Source organism: Streptomyces rubellomurinus, assembly GCF_000961885.1.
Taxonomy (GTDB): Bacteria; Actinomycetota; Actinomycetes; order Streptomycetales; family Streptomycetaceae; genus Kitasatospora; species Kitasatospora rubellomurina.
Genome location: NZ_JZKH01000039.1, coordinates 23,049 through 42,110, shown reverse-complemented (window position 1 = coordinate 42,110; position 19,062 = coordinate 23,049). Strand labels below are relative to the sequence as shown.

The following is a 19,062-nucleotide window of genomic DNA, read 5'->3' as shown; positions in this document are numbered from 1 at the left end:
GCCCCTCGGGTGCCAACACCGACCCGACAGGAGCACCATGCCGCGGCCCGCCGCCGCCGCTGTCCTGCCCGACCCGTCCACCGGCACCGGGCAGACCCCAGCGCCGTTCGTCACCCGCTTCCCGGCGCGCTGGCTGCCGCTCGCCACCGGCGACACCCTGCGGGCCGTCACCGCGGTCGGCGACTACGCACGCGGGGCCGATGCTTACTGCTGGGCGGCCGATCGCACCCTCGCCGCAGGCCTCTCCCTGCACCCGCGCACCGTCGCCGCCGGCCTGCGCACCGCCGAGACGCTCGGCATGGTCCGCGCCGTCCAGCGCCCCGGCGGCACCTCGGCGCGCGTCCTCGGTTCCATCGCCGAGGACGAGCTGATGGTGTGCGTCAGCGCCTACTCCCGCAACACCCTCGCCGGCGCGATGTTCCTCACCTACTGCGTACTCGCCGTACGGGAGCACCTCGGTGAGCGAACCAGCATGGCGCGCATCGCCAAGACGGCCGGCATCGCCCCCGGTACCGCTCGGGCTGCCGTCGCCGAACTGGCCGCCGCCGGCTGGATATCCCGCCAGGACACCGCGGGCGCCGCCGCCCGCTACACCGTCCACCCCGCGCCGATCCCCGGCATACCCACCCAGCTCGGCCTCTTCCCCGAGCCCCGCCGCCGTCCGGCCGCCGGATCGCCGGCTGCCGCTCAGAGGTCCTCCGTGCAGCACGAGGAGTGCATCGGCCAGCTGGCCCTCTTCGCCGAGCCGGACCCGACCCCTGCCGGATCGGTTCCCACCACCCCTGTTGGTTCGGCTCCCGCTACCCCTACCGGATCGGCTCCCCGAACAAGATCACCCCAACAAGATCTCCTCAACAGGCCTGCCACCGTGGGTGGTTGCTCTTCCGGTGGAGCCGATACGTCAGATCCGCGCGACGCGCCCGCGCCCGCGTGCACCCGCGAGCCCGCCGCCCTGGCGGGCCGTGCATCGGCTGCGCCGGAGGAGCCAACTCACCTTCCACCGCTGCTGATTACCGCCGAGGCTTATCGCGTCCTGTCCAAGGCACCCGGCCTGCTGGTCCGGATGAGTCGCTGGGAACAGCGGCAGGCCGCCCGCGCCACCGGCGCCGCGATCGACGCCGTCGAGGGCGATGTTCAGCGGGTCGCCGACCGCCTGGTCCGCCGCTTCGCCTGCGCAGACCTGGCCGAGATCCGGTCACCGTACGGCTGGCTCGCCAAACGGGGCCTGACCCGGCGCGGCTGTGAGCGGCCGGAGTGCGAATCCGGCTGGGACACCGCTGCCGACACCACCTGCACCACCTGTACCGGCCGTACCGAGCACGCCCGTGACCTCACCGCCGCTCGCCGCCTGGCGCAGCACCAGGGCGTCACCGGCGCGACGCTGGCCCCCGCCACCCTGGTGCCCGTTGCGCAGCGGCGTGCGGTGTGCACCGTCCACCAAGCCGTGACGGCGCCGTGCGCGATGTGCGCGGCGGACACGGCCCGCAGCCGCTGGCCTCCCGAGGCCGATTCGGCCACCGGCGCCGCACTGCGCGAGCACCTTGCCGCCCGCCGCCGCGCCCGCGAACACCACCCCGCCAACGCGGCCTGACGCCACCCCCGCGCCGCCCACCAACGCCCGAAGGAGATCGATCATCCGTGAGCACCCCGTCCTCGATGAGTCGCCGCCGGCCGACGCCGCCCGCGCTCACGGACACCGAGCGGACCCGCCTCGACCACCTCGTCCGCCGCGCTGCCGTACGACTCGGCCCCGATGAGGCTGGCGTCCTGTTGCGCCTGTGGGAGCACTCCGAGGCCGACCACGCCCAGGCCCGGCGCACCGCCGGCGGCGCCCGGGCCACCGCGCGCCGCGCCGCCCAGTGCCACGCCGAGACTCTCGCCCAGCTGCGCCGCGCCCGCGCCGCCCACCAGGCCGCGGTCGCCGAGGCCCGCCGTCAGGCCCGCCGCGCGTCCTCGGCACACACCACCCTCAGCCTCATGTCCCGGGTGTGCGCCGAACAGGTCTGGGCGGCGTCCGCCGACCCGGCCGGACGCACCGACGAGCACGTCGCTGTCATGCGCACCGAGGCGGCCGCCCTTACCCGCTTGCACGCCGCCCTCGACGACGCCGGCATCGACCTCACCGCCGAGCTGGACCGGATCGCCGCCGCGTACCCGCCGCCCGGCACCCGTTGACCCACCCGATCGTCTCGCCGCCCGGCTCCGGTCGGCCTGCACCACCAGGAGGACCACCATGACGGCCTGCCTCACCTGTACCCGCGACACCACCGGCCGGCTCTGCGGCACGTGCACGCTCCGCCTCGGCCAGCACCTGGCCGACCTGCCTGCGATGTACACCGCGCTGAGCGCTTACCTCCGGCCGTCCTCCCAGGTGCCCGATCGTCTGGGAACCGCCCCGGCCGGGCCGGATGCACCGCTGCCCGTCGACTTGGACGTCCTCGACCTGATCGCGCCCGGCGGCGTCGTCACCGTGCTGGAGACGTGGCGCCAAGCCCTGCACGAGGACGCCGGACTGCCCTGGCCCTCGCCCTGGGGCGACCAGGCCGGCCGGCTGCGCCGCGCCGCCCTCGGCCTGCGCGACCACCTCGCCTACATCCAGCTCGACTGGTTGGCCGCCGGCGACCTCGCCCGCGAGGTCGCGCAGCTCCACCGGGCCGCGGCCCGGCACATCGCCCCCACCGACCGCCCCACCCTCGTCGGCCGCCACCCCGCCAACCCCGGGAGCACCGAGGCCTGCGGCGGCCGCCTCGAGATGCCGTACGGCGGCGTCATCGTCCGCTGCGCCCGCTGCGGCACCGAGTGGGGCCAGCTTCAGTGGCTGGCGCTGCGCCGCCGCCTGGAACAGACCCGCACCGACGACCGGTCGGCCGCTTGAACCGAGCCCACCCGGTTCGAGGAGCACCCGCACCGTGCACCGGCCGACGCCGAACTGGCCGCCAAGCACCGCCGAGCCCGGACCTTCACCCGCGCCTACGCCGCCCTCGACCTCAAGCCACCATCCGCACCGCGCTCACCTCAAGGGTGAGCGCCCTCACCAATACGGAGCCGCCATCGTGAGCCCGTTCATCCCCGGTGCGGTCCACACCGCCCATCTGCTCGGCATCGCCGGTCCATGGGCTGTTGTTGGCACCGTGACCATCTGGGGCGTCGAGACGACCCCTGCCGGTACCACCGTCCTGACCATGCAGATCAGCGACCAGCCCAGCCCCCGGCGGATCAGCGGGCACACCGCCTACGCCCGGGGCGAAGTGAGCATCCCCACCAGTGGCCGCCGGCAGCTGGTGAGCATCATCACCCCCAAGCCCGGACCCACGAGCATCTCCATCGGGTGGACCCAGCTTGCCCAGCGCGCCCCCGGTGACGCACCGCATCACCTCGAACAGGCCGACAAGGAACTCGCCGACTGGCTGCCGATACCCGACGATGGCTCACCTCTCGGGGTGAGCGCGCTCCCCCACCTGGCCCGGGCCGCCGCTCGCGCCGACGAGCACCAGGACGACGATCACCAGCGGGACGCCCTCGTGCGGCGCCTGCGCGCCGGTGGTGTTCCTCGAGCTGACGTTGCCCTGGCGCTCGGCCGCGACCCGTCCCGTGTCACGCAGCTGTGCCGCTCCGGGGCCACTGCCCGTACCAAGGTGGCCTCATGACGAATGACCACGTGGTGACCGGTACGGCCACTCGAGAGGGAACCGTGGCGCCGAGCGGGGACGCCGTCACAGTGCACGTCCATGCGGACGGCACCACCGCGGTGGCCGTGGTCGACGGGATCGGGCACAGCTTCCGAGTGGCAGCGATCGCGCAGCTTATCGCCGACGTCACGGCCCGTATCGCTGCTCGGCGGGGCCCCCTGGCCGGATTGCTTACCGGCACCGAACTGGTGGCAGACCCCGGTGCCGGCGACGAGACCGAGCCCGACGCCGTCGCCATAGTCGCCGTCGCGCAGCCGGGCGACGAACGCGTCCGGATCGCCTGGGTCGGAGACTGTCGGGCGTATGTCCTGACGGAGGACGGGCAGGTGCAACGGCTGACTGTCGATCACAACCTCGCGACACAGCTGGCGATGGCTGGCTACGACGGCGAGATCACCCGACGTGCGTCGCAGTGGGTGCGGACCACGGTGGCCACAGCGAGCGTGGCCACCGTCGCTGAAGCCTGGACTGACCGCCCGCTGGCGGTCGTGCTGACCACGGACGGAGTACACGACCAGCTGTCGCACGACGTCCTGCGGACTCTGCTGGTTCAGCACCAGGACGCTCCGCAGACGCTGGCCCAAGCGCTGGTCGCCGCTGCGGAACCCGGCCCGGACGGCGTCCGCGACGACGCGACCGCCGTGGTGATCAAATTGAACAGCACCACCCAGGTGCCCAGCTCGTGATCGTCCTCCGCAATCGGGTGCCGGCCACCGGCCGCATCACCGCCGCCGACCTCGGTCGCTTGGGAGTTCCTGCCCCAACCATCCGTTCCTGGGTCCACCGCGGCAGCCTCACCCGAATCGGTGGCACGACCCGCTACCCCGAGTTCGACGCCGCCCAAGCGCTGCGCCTCGTCTACCGCTGGCAAGCCAGCCGCGGCGAACCCGCTTGACCAGCGCGCCAGCACGATGCAACGATCTTGCTACCACCCGTGTGTCCGCACTCAGGTGAACGAGACCACCGAAGGGCCCCGCAGCAACTGCGGGGCCCTTCGTCGTTACGGTGCGGGGGGCGACAGGCCGCCGTCTGGGGATCAGCTTTGCCGGACCGGCTTCAGATCCCCGTACTCGTCGAGCTGCCACTCGGCGCCCTGGCTGTCTCGGAAGTGAAGTACCGGACGTGACTCGAGCATCACGTTCATCGGCTGGTCCTGAAGCCAGAACTCGAATACGTGGTCAGGGCCGACCATTGGCACGGAGCCCTCGTACTCGCCCAAGACCACTGAGAAGTTCTCTCGGGACACCTCATGGATCATGGGTGTGTGGGAACCGAACTTCACCGCAACATCGCGGATGGTCCACCCGCTCTTGTTGAAGACCCTGGCGACCATCGTGCGGTCGAACTCCTGGACATCCATCTTGACTTGACGAGCCTGGCTGGAAATCCGATCCTCAGCGACTGCGCGCAGCTCCTTGCGTTCAAGCGTCAAAGTGGCCATCTGCTCTGCCATGAGGGCGCGTTGCTCGGTGATGAACGTGCTCTGCTCCTCGGCCTGTTCCCTGAGCTTGACAAACCCGGCAGCCGCGAAAGCGGCCGCAACTGCCGCTGCTACGAAGCCGGCCCAGGTAGGGACGTCGCCCCAATTTATCTGTCCTGCAAGATGCATGGCCGAACCCTAGTGCCGGATGGTCGGTGATCACCCCCGACTTGGAAAACCCGGCAGCCGCTTTGCCTCTACGGGTACTTGCCTGAAGGCACCCCCTCCTCTCCGGAAACAACCCCCTTCCCGGGAATGGAGGTGCCCATGGCAGTCAGCCGGCACCGAAAGGGCCGCCCCTACCAGCGCGCACGCCGCGAGATGTTCGCGATCTACGGGACTGTCTGTCACATCTGCGGGCACGACGGCGCGGGCGAGGCTGACCACCTCACCCCGGTGAGCCTCGACCCCGGCCAGCCCCTCGACCCGCACCTGATGAGGCCGGCCCACGGTGCCAACGCGCCGTGTCGGACGTGCGGCCGGCTGTGCAACACCGAGAGGGGCAACCGCGCGATCACGAAGGCTGTGCGTACGTCCCGGAACTGGTGATCATAAATTCGTGACTTGGGGTGATGCCGATTTTTGGGTGGGCCGGCCGGAAGGCCCCGCGCCCACCCTTCCGCATCTCTCCCCGCGAGATCAGCCGGAGGTGATCATGGCCGGGTCGGTCTACTCGGCGGCCGCCTCGGGCGACCGGCGCGCTGCGCTGGAAGCCGTTCGGGACAAGCTCGCCCAGGAGCTGGAAGGCCTCGAGGGCCCGGCGGTCGCCGTGGTGTCCAAGGAACTGCGGGCGACGATCGCCGAGTTGGAGTCGATACCGGGCGGCCGGGAGGTGAGCGCGGTTGACGACCTCTCCAAGCGCCGTGCGGCTCGGCGCGCAGATGCCCAGGGTGGCGACGTTCCCGCCGGCGGTCAGCAGCGCGGCACCTGAGTTCATCGACCTCGCCCGCTCGGCCAGCCTGCTCCTGGACCCGTGGCAGCAGTTCGTGCTGACGCACGGCCTGGGCGAGCGCCCGAACGGCTCGTGGGCGACGTTCAAGAACAGCGTGTGGGTGCCCCGCCAGAACGGCAAGGGTGGCATCATCGAGGCCCTTGAGCTGGGATGGTTGTTCCTCACCCGCGAGCGGCTGATCCTGCACTCGGCGCACGAGTACAAGACTGCGCAAGAGGGCTTCCTCCGGATCAAGGAGCTCGTCCAGTCCACCCCGGATCTGGACCGGCGGGTCAATCGGTACTGGCAGGCCAATGGCGAGCAGGGCATCGAGCTGACCCGTGCGGCGGGCGGCGGCCGGCTGCGGTTCATCGCCCGCTCGCGCGGGTCGGGCCGCGGCTTCTCGGGCGACAAGAACGTGATGGACGAGGCTCAGGAGATCGTCCCCGAGCAGATGGCAGCCCAACTGCCCACCATGGCCGCTCGGCCGGACCCGCAGGTCTGGTTCTTCGGCACCCCACCGATGACGGCTGACGCCTGGGCCTACAGCCTGCGCGACGACGGCGAGTCCGGCACCGACCCGCGCATGATGCACATGGACTGGGGCACCGACCTCGACCCGACCGACCCGGACCACCGCCGCCGGGCTGCCGTTGACGTCGACCTCTGGTACGCGTGCAACCCGGCGATGGGCCACCGCATCGCCGAGGAGTTCGTGCGGGGCGAGTCCCTGCCGTCCGGCCTCGGCGAGAAGTTCATTGTCGAGCGCCTGGGAGGGTGGCTGCCGCGGATGACCGAAGGCAACGGCGTCATCGACATGGCTGTGTGGGACGGCCTCGCCGACGAGCAGTCCCAGCTGACCGGCAACATCGCCTTCGCCGTGGACGTCACCCCGTCGCGGGACTGGGCGAGCATCGCGGGCTACGGCCTGCGGGCGGACGGCGTCGGCCACCTCGAGGTGATCGACCGACGCCCCGGCACGGATTGGATCGTCGACCGGCTCGTACAGCTGGCCGACCGATGGGATCCGGTGGCGATCGCCCTGGACGTCAAGGGCCCGGCCGGCTCCCTGCTGGTCGAGCTCGACAAGGCCGGCTTCGTTCGTCCACAGGATGTGGAAAAGCCTGGGCGCGGAGATCTCGCGGTGCCAGGCGCCTCCGACGTCGCCGCGGCCTGCGGGCAACTGGTCGACGCCATCACCCAGCACACCGTGCGGCACATCGCCCAGCCCGAGATCGCCGAGGCGATCCGCGGCGCCAAGACCCGCCCGCTCGGCGAGGCATGGGCCTGGGGCCGGCGGATCTCGACCGTGGACATCTCACCGCTGGTGGCCGTCACCCTCGCCCGCTGGGCCTGGGAGACCCGGGCCCACCTCGTCGATGGCGACGACTACGACGTCCTCGACTCCGTGCTGTGAAGGAGGGGTTGCCGATGTCCAGCAGCCGCATGGTCCGGTGGGGCCGAGCGCTGGCGGCGCCGTGGCGCTGGATTGCGCGCACGTCCACGCGGGCAATCACCTCGCTGCCGTGGGGCGCCAGTGGCCCGACGCCGAGCCAGGTATCCACCGAGCGGGCAGTCTCGCTGATCCCGCTGTTCGCGTGCGTGCGCCTGATCTCGGAGCAAGTCGCCTCGCTGCCGCTCCAGCTGTACCGGCGGGATGGGGCCAACCGCGAACCTGTCACCTACGTTCCCCAGCTCCTCTGGGCACCGGCTGCCCGCGACGACCTGGTCACGTGGCTCCAGAAGCTCGTGCTCAGCCTCGCGCTGCGGGGCAACGCCTACGGCCTGATCACCCAACGGGACGCCCTCGGCTTTCCCACCATGATCGAGTGGCTGAGCCCCGACGACGTCTGGGTCGACGACGCCGACCCGGTTCGGCCGGCCTTCTACTGGAAGGGACGGCAGGTGCCCGACGCGGACCTGCTGCACATTCCCTGGGTAGTGCTGCCCGGCGAGGTCAAGGGACTGTCCCCGGTCGCCGTGTTCGCCCGCACCATCGGTGTCGGCCTCCAGACCACCGACTACGGCCTGTCGTGGTTCACCAACGGCGGCACCCCGCCAGCCGTTCTGAAGAACGCGTCCCGGACGATCACCCGGGACGAGTCCGAGGAGATCAGCGACCGAATCTCCGCCCGCATCCGCTCCCGCAAGGCCCTCGTACTTGGCTCGGACTGGGACTTCACCGCGCTGCAAGTCTCCCCCGAGGAAAGCCAGTTCATCGAGACGATGCGCTTGACCGCCTCACAGATCGCCGCGATCTACGGAGTCCCGCCGACCATGGTGGGCGGCGACTCCGGTGGCTCGATGACTTACACCAACGTCGAGGCGGCGGCGAACGAGCTGATCACGCTCACGCTGCGCCCCTGGCTGGTGCGGCTGGAGTCGGTGCTGTCGAACTTGATGCCGGGCCGGGAGTTCGTGAAGTTCAACGCCGACGCGATGATCCGGACGTCCCTCATCGAGCGGTACCGAGCACACGGCATGGCCCTGGAGCAGGGCTGGCGGAACCGGGACGAGATCCGGGCACTGGAGAACCTGTCCCCGCTGCCCCCGGGCGCGGGCGGCGACGTCTACGGCTCGCAGCACGCGGCCACCCCCACCACGACGCCGGCCTTGGAGGGCTGATGAGTACGGCAGAGCGCCGCTCGGCGCGCGGCCTGGTCGAGGTCCGCGCGACCACCGGGCAGATGACCATCGGCGGCTACGCCGCCAAGTTCAACAAGCTCTCGCGGAACCTCGGCGGCTTCGTCGAGCGGATCGACCCCGGCTTCTTCGCCAAGAGCGAGGGCGACGGCTGGCCCGAAGCGATGGCCCGCTACAACCACGACGACGACTTCCTGCTGGGCACCATCGCCGGCGGCACCCTGCGCCTGGTCGTGGACGGCGTCGGCCTGGACTACAGCGCCGACCTGCCGTCCGCCCGCGCCGACGTGTACGAGCTGGTCCAACGCGGCGACGTCACCCGCAGCAGCTTCGCGTTCTACACCTTCGAAGACGACTGGAGCATGACCGACCAGGGCTTCCCGCTACGCACTCTGTTGTCGGGCCAGCTGGTCGACGTCGCCCCCGTCAACACCCCCGCCTACCTGGACACCGACACCGGCCTGCGCTCCCTCGCCGAGCACGCAGGTGCCACCGTCGAAGAGGTCCGGGCCGCCGCTGCGGGTGACGGCCTGGCCCGATTCCTCGGCCGCACCCCCGCGGCCGCCGTCATCGACATGGCTCCGGCTGGGCAGGGCGACCCCCACCCGCTTGTGAGCCTGCGGCAGCGGCGCGCCGACCTTCTCCGGCGCCGCACCCCCTGAGGCAGGGCGACCCCCACCTCGACACCCCGTCCACCGCCCCTGGCCTCGGCCTGCGGGCGACACCGCCATGCCCAGGGAGGGCACGTTGAGCGACTTCATCAAGCGGCTCCAGGAGCGCCGCGCCAACATCTGGGAGCAGGCGAAGGCCCTGCTCGACACCGCCGAGACCGAGCAGCGCGACCTGACCGGCGAGGAGGAGCAGACCTACCAGCGCCTGAACGCCGACCTCGACCGGATCGACGAGCGAGTCCAGGACATGCGCGCGGCCGAGCAGCGTACGGCCGACGCCGAGGCCGCGTTCGCCGACCTGCTGTCCCGGCCCGCCGAGCGCGGAACCCCGCAGATTCAGGGCGAGGCCGAACAGGTCCGCTCCTGGCTGACCGGTCAGTCCGGCACCCGCGCGTTCGAGATCCGGCCCGATGGCCCGATGCCGATGGACCTCCGGACCCTGTCCAAGCTCACCGCGGCCGCTGGCGCCAACACGGTTCCGATCAGTTTCTACAACCGGCTCGTCGCGCACATGATCGAGGTGTCTGGCGTCCTCGCCGCCGGGCCCACGGTCCTGACCACCTCGACCGGCGAGCAGATTCAGGTCCCCAAGACCACCGCGCACAGCGCGAACGCGTCGATCGTCGCCGAGGCCGGGAACCTGCCTGCCAATGACCCGACCTTCGGCCAGGTGCCACTCGACGCCTACAAGTACGGACTGCTGCTCCAGGTCTCGCACGAACTGGCCAACGACACCGCCGTCGACCTCGTCGGCTACCTCGCCACGCAGGCCGGCAGGGCGATCGGCAACGGATTCGGCGCCCAGCTCGTCACCGGCACCGGTTCCTCGCAGCCCAACGGCGTGCTCACCGCAGCCTCGCTCGGCAAGACCGGCGCGACCGGCGTCGCCGGCGCGCCGAACGCCGACGACCTGATCGACCTGTTCTACTCCGTCATCGCTCCGTACCGGGCCAGCGCCTCGTGCGGCTGGATGATGCGCGACACCACCGTTGCCGCCGTCCGGAAGCTCAAGGACACCACCGGCGCATACCTGTGGACCCCGGGCCTGTCCGGAGCGCCGGACACCATTCTCGGCAAGCCCCTGTACACCGACCCGAACATGCCGGCCACCGCGGTCACCGCGAAGTCGATCCTGTTCGGCGACTTCTCGACGTACTTCGTGCGGCAGGTTGCGGCGGTGCGCTTCGAGCGCTCCGACGACTACGCCTTCAACTCCGACCTCATCACCTACCGCGCGATCCTGCGCGGCGACGGCGACCAGGTCGACACCACCGGCGCCATCAAGCACTTCGCCGGCGCCGCGACCTGACCGACCCGCGCCGGCGCGCACCCGCGCGCCGGCGCCCCAGCACCGTCTTCACTACAGCGAGGAGCTGACCCGTGCGCGTGCGCATGCTCGTCCAGATGTCCGGCACCCGCGATGGTCAGGACTGGCCGCCTCCCGGCGCCGTCCTCGACCTGCCCGAGGCCGAGGCCCACCAGCTCGTGACCCACCGCAATGCCGCTGCCGTCGAGCACGAGGACGCCCCGGACCTCGAGGCCGAGCCGGAGAACACCGGTCCCGACGACCAGGACGGCCCCGAGACCGAGCCGGACGACGACCAGGACGAGGCCGTCGACGAGGGGACCGGCGCGCGTCGCCGCGGACGCCCGCGGCTGCCCCGGGACGCCGAGGGCAACATCGTCCGGGGGTGACCGGTGGCCAACGAATACGCCACGATCTCCGACCTACGTCTGGCCCTCCAGATGGACCCGGCCGACACCACCCGCGACTCCCTGCTCGCCAAGGCCCTGAGCGCGGCCGCGCGGTCGATCGACGCCTCGTGCGGGCGCCGCTTCTACCTCGATGCCGCGGCGACTGCCCGCACCTACAACCCCAACGGCCGCGTACTGGCCGCCGATGGCGGCGAACGGCTGATCGTGGACGACCTCGGCGACACCGCCGGCCTGCTCGTCGAAGCCGGCACCGGCGGCGTCTGGACGGCGATCACCGGCTACGAGACCGGCCCGGACAACGCGCTCGTGCGCGGCCGACCGGTCACCGCACTCGTCATGCCGGCCGGCACGTGGGGGAGTGGCAGCACCCGAGTGCGGGTCACCGCCCGCTGGGGCTGGCCCGCCGTCCCCGACGACGTCGTGCAGGCCACCCTGATCCAGGCCGCCCGCCTGTTCCGGCGCAAGGACTCACCGGAGGGCGTCACCGGCTCCGCCGAGTGGGGCGTTGTGCGGCTGTCCCGCCGCGACCCGGACGTCTGGGCCCTGATCGAGCACTACATCCTGCCCGGCTTCGGATAGGAGGCGCCACGTGCAGTTCGCCGCTGTCCGCGCGGCCATCGCCGACGCCGCCCGCGCGGTCATCCTCCCCACCGGAGCCGCCAAGTTGACCTGCACCGGCTACACCCCGGACGCCGTCACCGCCCCGCACTTCTTCGTCGGCGAGTACACCGTCGAGTATGACCGCACCTTCGGGCGCGGCCGGGACGAGGCCGAGTTCACGTGCCGCTGCCTGGTCGGCCGGCAGGACGATCGCAACGCCCAGGCCATCCTCGACGGCATGCTGTCCGGCGCCGGCCCGGCCAGCCTCAAGAGGGCCATCGAGGCCGCTCGCGGCGCGCCCGGCCAGGCCGCCCTCGGAGGCCTGGCCGACGACCTGCACGTCGTCCGCGTCCAGGGCTACCGCTGGTACGAGCACGCCGGCATCCAGTACGTCGGCGCCGAGGTCATCATCCGCGTCATCGGTGACGGAAGGACGTGATCCCATGCCCGCCCAAGTCCTCACCGACGTAAGGCTGTTCGTCGCCGGTGCCGACCTCACCGCTGCCGCCAACAAGGTCGAACTCTCCGCCGAAGTCGAGGAGAAGGACCGCACCACCTACGGCTCCGGCCGCTGGAAGCAGGTGCAAGGCGGCCTGCGCTCCAGCAAGCTGACCGCCGAGGGCCTCTGGGAGGCCGGCGACCCCGGGCTGGTTGACGACGCCACCTGGGCCCAGTTCGGCGCCGTCTGCCCCTGGACGGTCTGCCCGGACCAAGCCACGGTGGGCTCCCTCGCCTACCTCACCCAGGCCCTGCGCACCGACTACACCCTCGGCGGTGCGGTCGGCGACCTCGCCCCCTGGACCGGCAACGGGGCCGGCACCGGCGTCACCGTGCGCGGCCAGATCGCCCACCCGCCCGGTACCGCCCGCTCCAGCAACGGCGCCGGCACCGCGCTCCAGATCGGCCCGATCCCCGCCGGGCGGCGCCTGTACGCCACGCTGCACGTGCTCTCCGCCGCCGGGGCCACCCCGTCGCTGACCGCCCGCATCGAGAGCGACGACAACGCCGCCTTCACCTCGGCGACCACCCGGTCCACCTTCGACGCCGTCACCGGCCTCGGCGGACAGGCCCTCGCCATCGGCGGCCCGGCCGTCACCGACGACTGGTGGCGCATCGCCTGGACCATCGCCGGCACCGCCCCCTCGTTCGCGTTCGTCGCCGCCCTCGGCATCGCCTAAGGAGCCCCACCCATGCCCACCATGGTCCTCACCGCCGAGTACCTCAGCCTCAACGGCAGCCCCTTGTCCGAGTGGACCAAGAAGGCCGAACTCGCCGTCGAGGTCGAGGAGAAGGACGTCACCACCTACGCCAGCCAGGGCTGGAAGACCGTCATCGGCGGCCTCAAGTCCGGCACCCTGGCCTGCGAGTTCGTCCAGGACTTCGCTGCCGCCAAGCTCGACTCGATCATGTGGCCGCTGCTCGGCCAGGTCGTCGCCTTCGAGGTCCGCCCCGACCAGGCCGTCGCGAGCACCTCCAACCCCAAGTACACCGGCAACGTGCTGGTGAAGGAGTGGTCCCCGATCAACGGCAGCGTCGGCGACGAGGCCACGGTCGGCGTCAGCTACCCGACCTCGGGCGCCGTCACCCGCGCGACCAGCTGATGGCCGGCCAGAACCCGGTCGACGTTGCCGTCACCTTCGAGGGCTTCGACGCGCTCACCGCCGCACTGCGCGGCGAGGAGGACGGCAAGCAGCTGCGCAAGGAACTCGCCAAGGGCATGCGCGACGCGCTGAAGCCCGCAGCCGAGCAGGCCAAGAGCGGCATCATGGCGATGGCCGCCACCACCACCGCCGCGCCCGCGCTGCGCTCGGCGATCGCCAAGAAGATCCGTCCCGAGGTGAAGCTGGGCGGCCGCTGGACCGGCGCCCGCGTCAAGGCCCGCAAGATCCCCGGCGTCCGCAACTTCGCCAACGCCGCCAAGCGCACCCAGCGAGCGGCCGGCTGGCGAACCCAGAGCTGGGGCCGCGGTGCCTGGCGCGTCCAACACGGCAAGGTCAACTGGTTCGACCGCGCCATGGAACCCAATGCCGCCGCCTACCGCCAGGCCGTCGCCGATGCGATGGAGGCCATGGCCCAGCGCATCGCCTCCCGCACCCGATAGGAGAACCGTGTACCTCGTCTACCAGCCCGAAGGCTCCGACGAACCCCAGCGCTGGCAGTACCAGCCGACCAAGCTGATGTCGGCCGAGCGCGAGAAGCTGGAGCGCCTGACCGGCCGCGACTTCTCCGACTTCACCAAGGCCGTGATCTCGGGCAACAGCCTGTGCCGACGCGCGCTGCTGTTCGTCTTCCTCAAGCGAGAACACCCCACCACCCGGTTCGAGGACGTCGACTTCGCCTGGGACGAGCTCCGCCTGGAACACTCCCGGGCCGAGCTGCAGATGATCCGCGAGCAGGCCGCCGACAGCGTCCCGGCCGACCAGCGGGACGCGGTTCTCGCCCAGCTCGACAAGGAGATCGCCGAGGCCCACGACGAGCCCGAGGGAAAAGCCCTGCCGCCGATCGCCGGCTGAAGCGACTCGGCGACGCCGCCCATCTGCTCGGCGTCCGACCCTGGGAATGGCAGCTGCTGACGGTCGAAGAGGCTGAGCAACTGCTCGCCTGGCTCGACGCCTACGAACGACAGCTCGACGAGAACCGCAAGGCAGCGACCGCGAGGAGGTGACATGGCCTCCGACACCTCGCTCGTGTTCAACCTCATCGCCAAGGACAAGGCGACCGCGGTCCTCGGCCAGATGAAGGAGAAGATCGCGACCGCGGCGGCCGGGATCTCGGCCGCTGCCGCCGGCGCCCTCAGCAAGGGCATCGCCGACTCCCTGGACATGGGAGCAGCCTCGGACAAACTCGCTGCGCAGCTCGGCGTCGGCGCCGAGCGCGCCGGCGAACTGGCCAAGGTGAGCGCCAACGTCTACAAGCAGGCCTGGGGCGAGTCCACCGCGGAGGTCAACGACGCGATCAAGGGCGTCATCCAGAACATCGGCGGCGACGCCGCGAGTAAAGGCCTCGAGAAGATCACCACGAAGGCCCTCGCGCTGGCGAAGACGTTCGACGTGGAGGTGTCCGAGTCGACCGCGGCCGCCGGACAGCTCATCCGCACGGGTCTCGTCAAGGACGCCGACGAGGCGTTCGACGTCATCACCAAGGGGTTCCAGGCCGGCGTCGACAAGGCCGGCGACTTCACCGACACGCTGACCGAGTACTCCACGCAGTTCCGCCAGCTGGGTCTCGACGGCGCGACGGCAACCGGCCTGCTGGCGCAGGGACTTCGCGCGGGCGCCCGCGATGCCGACGTGGTCGCGGACAGCCTGAAGGAGTTCACGCTCATCGCTCAGTCGGGATCGAAGGCGAGCGTGGATGCGTTCAAGGACCTCGGCCTGAACGCGAAGGTGATGCAGCAGGCGTTCATCCAGGGCGGCCCGGGTGCGGCGAACGCGCTCGACCAAGTCCTCGACCGCCTGCGGGCGGTGAAGAACCCCGTCGATCAGAGCAGCATCGCCCTGGCCCTGTTCGGCACGAAGGCCGAGGACATGCAGCGCGCGTTGTACGCCCTCGACCCGTCCACCGCGAAGAAGGGGCTCGGCGAAGTCGCCGGCGCAGCAGACCAGATGGCCAAGACCGTAGGTGACAACCCTGCGGCCGCGCTGGAGAAGTTCAAGCGCGAGGCCACCGTGAAGCTTGCCGAAGTGGGCGGCCAGATCGTGCAGTTCGGACAGACGCACTCCACCTGGCTCCAACCCATCGCCATCGTCCTGGGCGTCATCGCCGGGGCGATCCTCCTCGTCCAGGGCGCCACGATGACGTGGACCGCCGCCCAAGGCCTGTGGACCGGCGTCCAAGGCGTAGCCACCGCGGCGCAGTGGGCCTGGAACGCAGCCCTGTCGGCCAGCCCCGTCACCTGGATGATCATCGCGGTCGTTGCCCTGGTCGCCGCCGTCGTCCTGCTCTGGCAGCACTCCGAGACGTTCCGCGACATCGTGACCAGCTGCTGGCAGACCGTCTGGGCCGGCATCTCCTGGGTCTGGAACTGGATCGCCTCCAACTGGCCGCTGCTGCTCGGCATCCTGACCGGACCGATCGGTTGGGCCGTCCTCGGGATCGTGCGCCACTGGGACGCGATCAAGTCCGGCGCCGGGGCCGCCTTCGACTTCGTCGCCGCACTGCCCGGCCGCATCGCGACCGGCTTCCAGTCCCTGGGCGAGATCCTGGTCGCGCCGTTCCGCTGGGGCTTCAACCAGATCGCCAGCCTCTGGAACCGGACGGCCGGACGGCTCTCGTTCACCCTGCCGGACTGGGTCCCCGGCGTCGGCGGCCGGGGCTTCTCGATGCCCCACATCCCGATGCTCGCCCAAGGCGGCCACATCACCGGGAGCGGCACCGTCCTCGTCGGCGAGGCCGGCCCTGAACTCCTCGACCTGCCCGGCGGTGCGACCGTCACCCCGCTCTCCCGCGCCGGGGCCGGACCGACCGAGATCCGCATCGTCCTCGACACCACCGGTGCGGACTCAGACATGCAGCGCCTCATGCGACGCCTCGTCCGCGTCACCGGCCAAGGCAGCGCGCAGGCCGCATTCACGTAGAAAGGGGCGCCGCATGGCCTTCCCCACCACCCCGCTTGCTGTTCAGGTCGATCTGCAACTGGGCGGCACCTGGATCGACGTCACGTCCGACGTCCGCCTGGGCGACCGCATCCACATCGAGCGAGGCCGACACGACGAGGGCTCGCGGGTGGACCCCGCGAAGTGCACTCTCACCCTCGACAACCGCTCGGGCAAGTACTCGCCCCGCAACCCCGTGAGCCCCTACTACGGGCTCCTCGGCCGCAACACCCCGATCCGGGTGTCGGTGCCCGGCGCCAGCGCCTACCTCGACGTCCCGGGCACCACCGGCGGCCGCGCCACGACCCCCGATGCCCCCGTACTCCGCATCACCGGCGATCTGGACGTCCGCGTCGATCTCGACGGCCTCTGGAGCCTGCCCATCGATGAGCAGTACCACGAGGTCATCAGCCGCTACGACAACTCAACTGGGGAGCAGCGTAGTTGGCGACTCATGGTCGGCAACGCTTTCCTGTTCCTCGAGTGGAGCGCGGACGGAACTGGGGCGACCTTCCGGTCGATCGGATCCACGCAGGCCGTCCAGCCGACGCAGGCCGGCCGCATGGCCCTGCGCGCGACCCTTGACGTGGACAACGGCACCGGAGGCCATACGGTCCGCTTCTACACCGCGGCCAGCACGAGCGGTCCATGGACCCAACTCGGAGATGCAGTCGTCACCGCGGGGGCGACGTCGATCCACCCTGGAACGGCGCCCCTGGTGATCGGCGACAACACCCTGGTACCCGCCGTGAGTACGCTACCGCTGCACGTCCTTCGAGCAGAGGTTCGCGCCGGCATCGATGGGTCGGCCGTCGCTACACCCGACTTCACCGTCCAGGCCCCGGGCGCCAGCTCGTTCTCGGACAGCTCCGGCCGGACCTGGACCATCGCAGACGGCGCCGAGATCACGAACCGGGTAGCGAGGTTCATCGGTGAGGTCGCCGCTTGGCCGCCCCGGCGGGACGTGTCCGGCACAGACGTCTTCGTTCCCGTCCAGGCCGCCGGCATCATGCGCCGTCTAGGTCAAGGTGCGGCCCCCCTGCAGTCCACCCTGCGTCGCAGCATTCCGAGTGGGCAGCCGCTCGCCTACTGGCCGCTGGAGGACGAACGAGGCGCCAGCCAGGCGTACTCCCCGCTGCCAGGCGTCAACCCGCTGGAGGTCACCGCCATCGAGTTCGGAGCGGACTCGGACCTCGCCGGCTCCCAGCCGCTGCCGGTGCTGCGCACCGGGGCGCGCTTCCACGGCGTCGTCCCGGCACCGAGCACGCCGCTGACCGTCTGGCAGATCAACTTCCTGTATCGAGCGGCCACCGTCCCTGCTCAGACCTCTCGGCTCCTCACCTGGAAGACCTCCGGAACGGCTGCCACCTGGGTCCTCGACGTGGGCGCGCTGAGCGGCACCAGCATGCACCTGTACGCCCTCGACGCTGCGGGAAACACCGTCCTCGACGCGGTCGAGCCGGCCAACCTGTTCGCGGGCGGCTGGCACCAGATGCTGATCCGGGTCACCCAGGTCGGTGCGAACCTGCAGTTCCTCGTCCAGTGGTTCGCAGTCGGCAGCCAGTCGAGCTGGTCCGTGAGCGGTACGGCCCCCGGCACCATCGGAGCACTCACAGAGATCGACACCCAGCTCGGGGACCTGCTGGATGGGATGGCGCTCGGCCACCTCGCCGTGTTCGGCAGCGCGGCGGACGTCTACTCCCACGCCGACAACGCGTTCGAGGGTGACCGGCCGAACCAACGGATCACCCGACTCTGCCGGGAGGAGGGCGTAGCCGCGCTGACCCTCGGCGAGATCGACGGCGAGGTCGCGCTGGGGGCCCAGCGTCCGGCCACCTTCCTCGCCCTGCTCCAGGAGGCCGCCGAGACCGACAACGGCGTCCTGGCCGAGCACCGGGACAGCATCGCCCTCTGGTACCGCCCCGGGTACCTCACCTACAACCAGCGGCCGACGATCACGCTGGACTTCGGGGCGGGCGATGTCGCCCCGCCGCTGGAGCTGGTCGACGACGACCAGGCCGTCCGCAACGACGTGACGATCACGAGATCGGGTGGCTCGTCGGCGCGGGCTGTCGACACCACCAGCCGCCTGTCGGTCCAGATGCCTCCGGCTGGGGTCGGTCGCTACGACGAGGCCGTGACCCTCAGCCTTCACCGGGACGGCCAACTGCCTGACATCGCCGGCTGGCGGTTGCACCTCGGTACCTGGGACGGCGCCCGGTACCCGAGCGTCCGCCTCGACCTCGCGGCCGCCCCACGCCTCATCCCGGCCGCCCTCCGGATCGACCTACGCGACCGCATCACCATCACCGGCCTGCCGCCGGCGGACGGCCCCACCACGGCCGACCTCATCGTCGAGGGCTACACCGAGACCCTCGGCCTGTACGACTGGGATCTCACCCTCAACTGCTCGCCAGCAGGGGGCTGGAACGTCGCCGTCCTGGACGACCCGGTGTGCGGCCGAGCGGACACCTCAGGCAGCCAGCTGGCCGCAGGCGCGACCGCCACAGCCACCACCCTGTCCATCGCCACCACCACCGGGCCGCTGTGGAGCACCGACCCCGCCGAGTACCCGGTCGACGTGCTCATCGTCGGCGAGCGCGTGACCATCACCGCCCTGACCGGCACCACCAGCCCGCAGACCGCAACCGCCGTCCGCTCCGTCAACGGCGTCACCAAGCCGCTGCCGGCCGCTGCGGACGTCCGGCTGTGGCAGCCCGCCATCACCGCCCTGTAG

21 protein-coding genes are annotated in these 19,062 nt (G+C 71.1%); 20 read left to right on the top strand and 1 reads right to left on the bottom strand.

What is annotated here, in order from left to right; genetic code table 11:
• The first annotated feature begins 37 nt into the window (after positions 1 to 37).
• The 6 genes from VM95_RS19825 to VM95_RS42665 all read left to right on the top strand — a co-directional run bounded on the left by VM95_RS19825 (position 38) and on the right by VM95_RS42665 (position 4,584).
• On the top strand, positions 38 to 1,591 hold the full coding sequence (locus VM95_RS19825) for a hypothetical protein (RefSeq protein WP_045698665.1): 1,554 nt from the start codon (positions 38 to 40) through the stop codon (positions 1,589 to 1,591).
• A 47-nt stretch (positions 1,592 to 1,638) separates the two neighbouring features.
• Positions 1,639 to 2,175, top strand: coding sequence for a hypothetical protein (locus VM95_RS43755; protein ID WP_063773526.1), 537 nt, complete (start codon positions 1,639 to 1,641; stop codon positions 2,173 to 2,175).
• A 58-nt stretch (positions 2,176 to 2,233) separates the two neighbouring features.
• On the top strand, positions 2,234 to 2,875 hold the full coding sequence (locus VM95_RS38930) for a hypothetical protein (RefSeq protein ID WP_052707460.1): 642 nt from the start codon (positions 2,234 to 2,236) through the stop codon (positions 2,873 to 2,875).
• 178 nt (positions 2,876 to 3,053) lie between these two features.
• Positions 3,054 to 3,647 carry a hypothetical protein gene (locus VM95_RS19810; protein ID WP_045698663.1) on the top strand — a complete coding sequence of 198 codons (594 nt, stop codon included), beginning with the start codon at positions 3,054 to 3,056 and terminating at the stop codon, positions 3,645 to 3,647.
• Positions 3,644 to 4,375 carry a SpoIIE family protein phosphatase gene (locus VM95_RS19805; protein WP_045698661.1) on the top strand — a complete coding sequence of 244 codons (732 nt, stop codon included), beginning with the start codon at positions 3,644 to 3,646 and terminating at the stop codon, positions 4,373 to 4,375. Before VM95_RS19810 ends, VM95_RS19805 begins: the two co-directional genes overlap by 4 nt.
• Positions 4,372 to 4,584, top strand: coding sequence for a hypothetical protein (locus VM95_RS42665; protein ID WP_157882155.1), 213 nt, complete (start codon positions 4,372 to 4,374; stop codon positions 4,582 to 4,584). Before VM95_RS19805 ends, VM95_RS42665 begins: the two co-directional genes overlap by 4 nt.
• Positions 4,585 to 4,725: 141 nt before the next feature.
• On the opposite strand, the gene VM95_RS19800 is transcribed toward VM95_RS42665, so the two are convergent.
• Positions 4,726 to 5,298, bottom strand: coding sequence for a hypothetical protein (locus tag VM95_RS19800; protein ID WP_045698659.1), 573 nt, complete (start codon positions 5,296 to 5,298; stop codon positions 4,726 to 4,728).
• A gap of 430 nt (positions 5,299 to 5,728) precedes the next feature.
• Between VM95_RS19800 and VM95_RS19790 the strand changes: the two genes are divergently transcribed.
• The 14 genes from VM95_RS19790 (at position 5,729) to VM95_RS19725 (ending at position 19,062) form a co-directional block, all read left to right on the top strand.
• Complete coding sequence (locus VM95_RS19790) at positions 5,729 to 6,100, top strand: hypothetical protein (RefSeq protein WP_157882154.1); 372 nt, start codon at positions 5,729 to 5,731, stop codon at positions 6,098 to 6,100.
• The gene (locus tag VM95_RS42660; protein WP_052707459.1) at positions 6,060 to 7,517 is read left to right on the top strand and encodes a hypothetical protein; all 1,458 of its coding nucleotides are present in this window, start codon (positions 6,060 to 6,062) and stop codon (positions 7,515 to 7,517) included. The genes VM95_RS19790 and VM95_RS42660 overlap by 41 nt, the downstream gene beginning before the upstream one ends.
• 14 nt (positions 7,518 to 7,531) lie before the next feature.
• The gene (locus VM95_RS19780; protein ID WP_045698653.1) at positions 7,532 to 8,725 is read left to right on the top strand and encodes a phage portal protein; all 1,194 of its coding nucleotides are present in this window, start codon (positions 7,532 to 7,534) and stop codon (positions 8,723 to 8,725) included.
• Entirely contained in the window at positions 8,725 to 9,405 is a 681-nt protein-coding gene (locus VM95_RS19775) for an HK97 family phage prohead protease (protein WP_052707458.1), read from the top strand. The genes VM95_RS19780 and VM95_RS19775 overlap by 1 nt, the downstream gene beginning before the upstream one ends.
• Positions 9,406 to 9,490: 85 nt before the next feature.
• Positions 9,491 to 10,723, top strand: coding sequence for a phage major capsid protein (locus VM95_RS19770; protein WP_052707457.1), 1,233 nt, complete (start codon positions 9,491 to 9,493; stop codon positions 10,721 to 10,723).
• 71 nt (positions 10,724 to 10,794) lie between these two features.
• Positions 10,795 to 11,109, top strand: a complete 315-nt coding sequence (locus VM95_RS19765; protein ID WP_045698651.1) for a hypothetical protein — start codon at positions 10,795 to 10,797, stop codon at positions 11,107 to 11,109.
• 3 nt (positions 11,110 to 11,112) lie between these two features.
• Positions 11,113 to 11,709, top strand: a complete 597-nt coding sequence (locus VM95_RS19760) for a hypothetical protein (RefSeq protein ID WP_052707456.1) — start codon at positions 11,113 to 11,115, stop codon at positions 11,707 to 11,709.
• 10 nt (positions 11,710 to 11,719) lie between these two features.
• The gene (locus VM95_RS19755; RefSeq protein ID WP_045698649.1) at positions 11,720 to 12,169 is read left to right on the top strand and encodes a hypothetical protein; all 450 of its coding nucleotides are present in this window, start codon (positions 11,720 to 11,722) and stop codon (positions 12,167 to 12,169) included.
• A 4-nt stretch (positions 12,170 to 12,173) separates the two neighbouring features.
• Complete coding sequence (locus tag VM95_RS45240; protein WP_045698647.1) at positions 12,174 to 12,908, top strand: hypothetical protein; 735 nt, start codon at positions 12,174 to 12,176, stop codon at positions 12,906 to 12,908.
• Positions 12,909 to 12,920: 12 nt separating this feature from the next.
• Positions 12,921 to 13,331 carry a phage tail tube protein gene (locus VM95_RS19745; RefSeq protein ID WP_045698645.1) on the top strand — a complete coding sequence of 137 codons (411 nt, stop codon included), beginning with the start codon at positions 12,921 to 12,923 and terminating at the stop codon, positions 13,329 to 13,331.
• Positions 13,331 to 13,831, top strand: a complete 501-nt coding sequence (locus VM95_RS19740) for a hypothetical protein (protein WP_045698643.1) — start codon at positions 13,331 to 13,333, stop codon at positions 13,829 to 13,831. Before VM95_RS19745 ends, VM95_RS19740 begins: the two co-directional genes overlap by 1 nt.
• Positions 13,832 to 13,838: 7 nt before the next feature.
• Positions 13,839 to 14,243, top strand: a complete 405-nt coding sequence (locus VM95_RS19735; protein ID WP_045698641.1) for a hypothetical protein — start codon at positions 13,839 to 13,841, stop codon at positions 14,241 to 14,243.
• Between the two features lie 153 nt (positions 14,244 to 14,396).
• Positions 14,397 to 16,307, top strand: a complete 1,911-nt coding sequence (locus VM95_RS19730) for a phage tail tape measure protein (protein WP_052707455.1) — start codon at positions 14,397 to 14,399, stop codon at positions 16,305 to 16,307.
• Between the two features lie 13 nt (positions 16,308 to 16,320).
• Entirely contained in the window at positions 16,321 to 19,062 is a 2,742-nt protein-coding gene (locus tag VM95_RS19725; RefSeq protein WP_045698640.1) for a hypothetical protein, read from the top strand.

What these genes read in the sequence shown, in the direction of transcription:
- VM95_RS19825 (WP_045698665.1), top strand. Translation starts at nt 38, where the DNA reads ATGCCGCGGCCCGCCGCCGCCGCTGTCCTGCCCGACCCGTCCACCGGC.
- VM95_RS38930 (WP_052707460.1), top strand. Translation starts at nt 2,234, where the DNA reads ATGACGGCCTGCCTCACCTGTACCCGCGACACCACCGGCCGGCTCTGC.
- VM95_RS19805 (WP_045698661.1), top strand. Translation starts at nt 3,644, where the DNA reads ATGACGAATGACCACGTGGTGACCGGTACGGCCACTCGAGAGGGAACC.
- VM95_RS19800 (WP_045698659.1), bottom strand. Translation starts at nt 5,298, where the DNA reads ATGCATCTTGCAGGACAGATAAATTGGGGCGACGTCCCTACCTGGGCC.
- VM95_RS19780 (WP_045698653.1), top strand. Translation starts at nt 7,532, where the DNA reads ATGTCCAGCAGCCGCATGGTCCGGTGGGGCCGAGCGCTGGCGGCGCCG.
- VM95_RS19775 (WP_052707458.1), top strand. Translation starts at nt 8,725, where the DNA reads ATGAGTACGGCAGAGCGCCGCTCGGCGCGCGGCCTGGTCGAGGTCCGC.
- VM95_RS45240 (WP_045698647.1), top strand. Translation starts at nt 12,174, where the DNA reads ATGCCCGCCCAAGTCCTCACCGACGTAAGGCTGTTCGTCGCCGGTGCC.
- VM95_RS19745 (WP_045698645.1), top strand. Translation starts at nt 12,921, where the DNA reads ATGCCCACCATGGTCCTCACCGCCGAGTACCTCAGCCTCAACGGCAGC.
- VM95_RS19740 (WP_045698643.1), top strand. Translation starts at nt 13,331, where the DNA reads ATGGCCGGCCAGAACCCGGTCGACGTTGCCGTCACCTTCGAGGGCTTC.
- VM95_RS19730 (WP_052707455.1), top strand. Translation starts at nt 14,397, where the DNA reads ATGGCCTCCGACACCTCGCTCGTGTTCAACCTCATCGCCAAGGACAAG.
- VM95_RS19725 (WP_045698640.1), top strand. Translation starts at nt 16,321, where the DNA reads ATGGCCTTCCCCACCACCCCGCTTGCTGTTCAGGTCGATCTGCAACTG.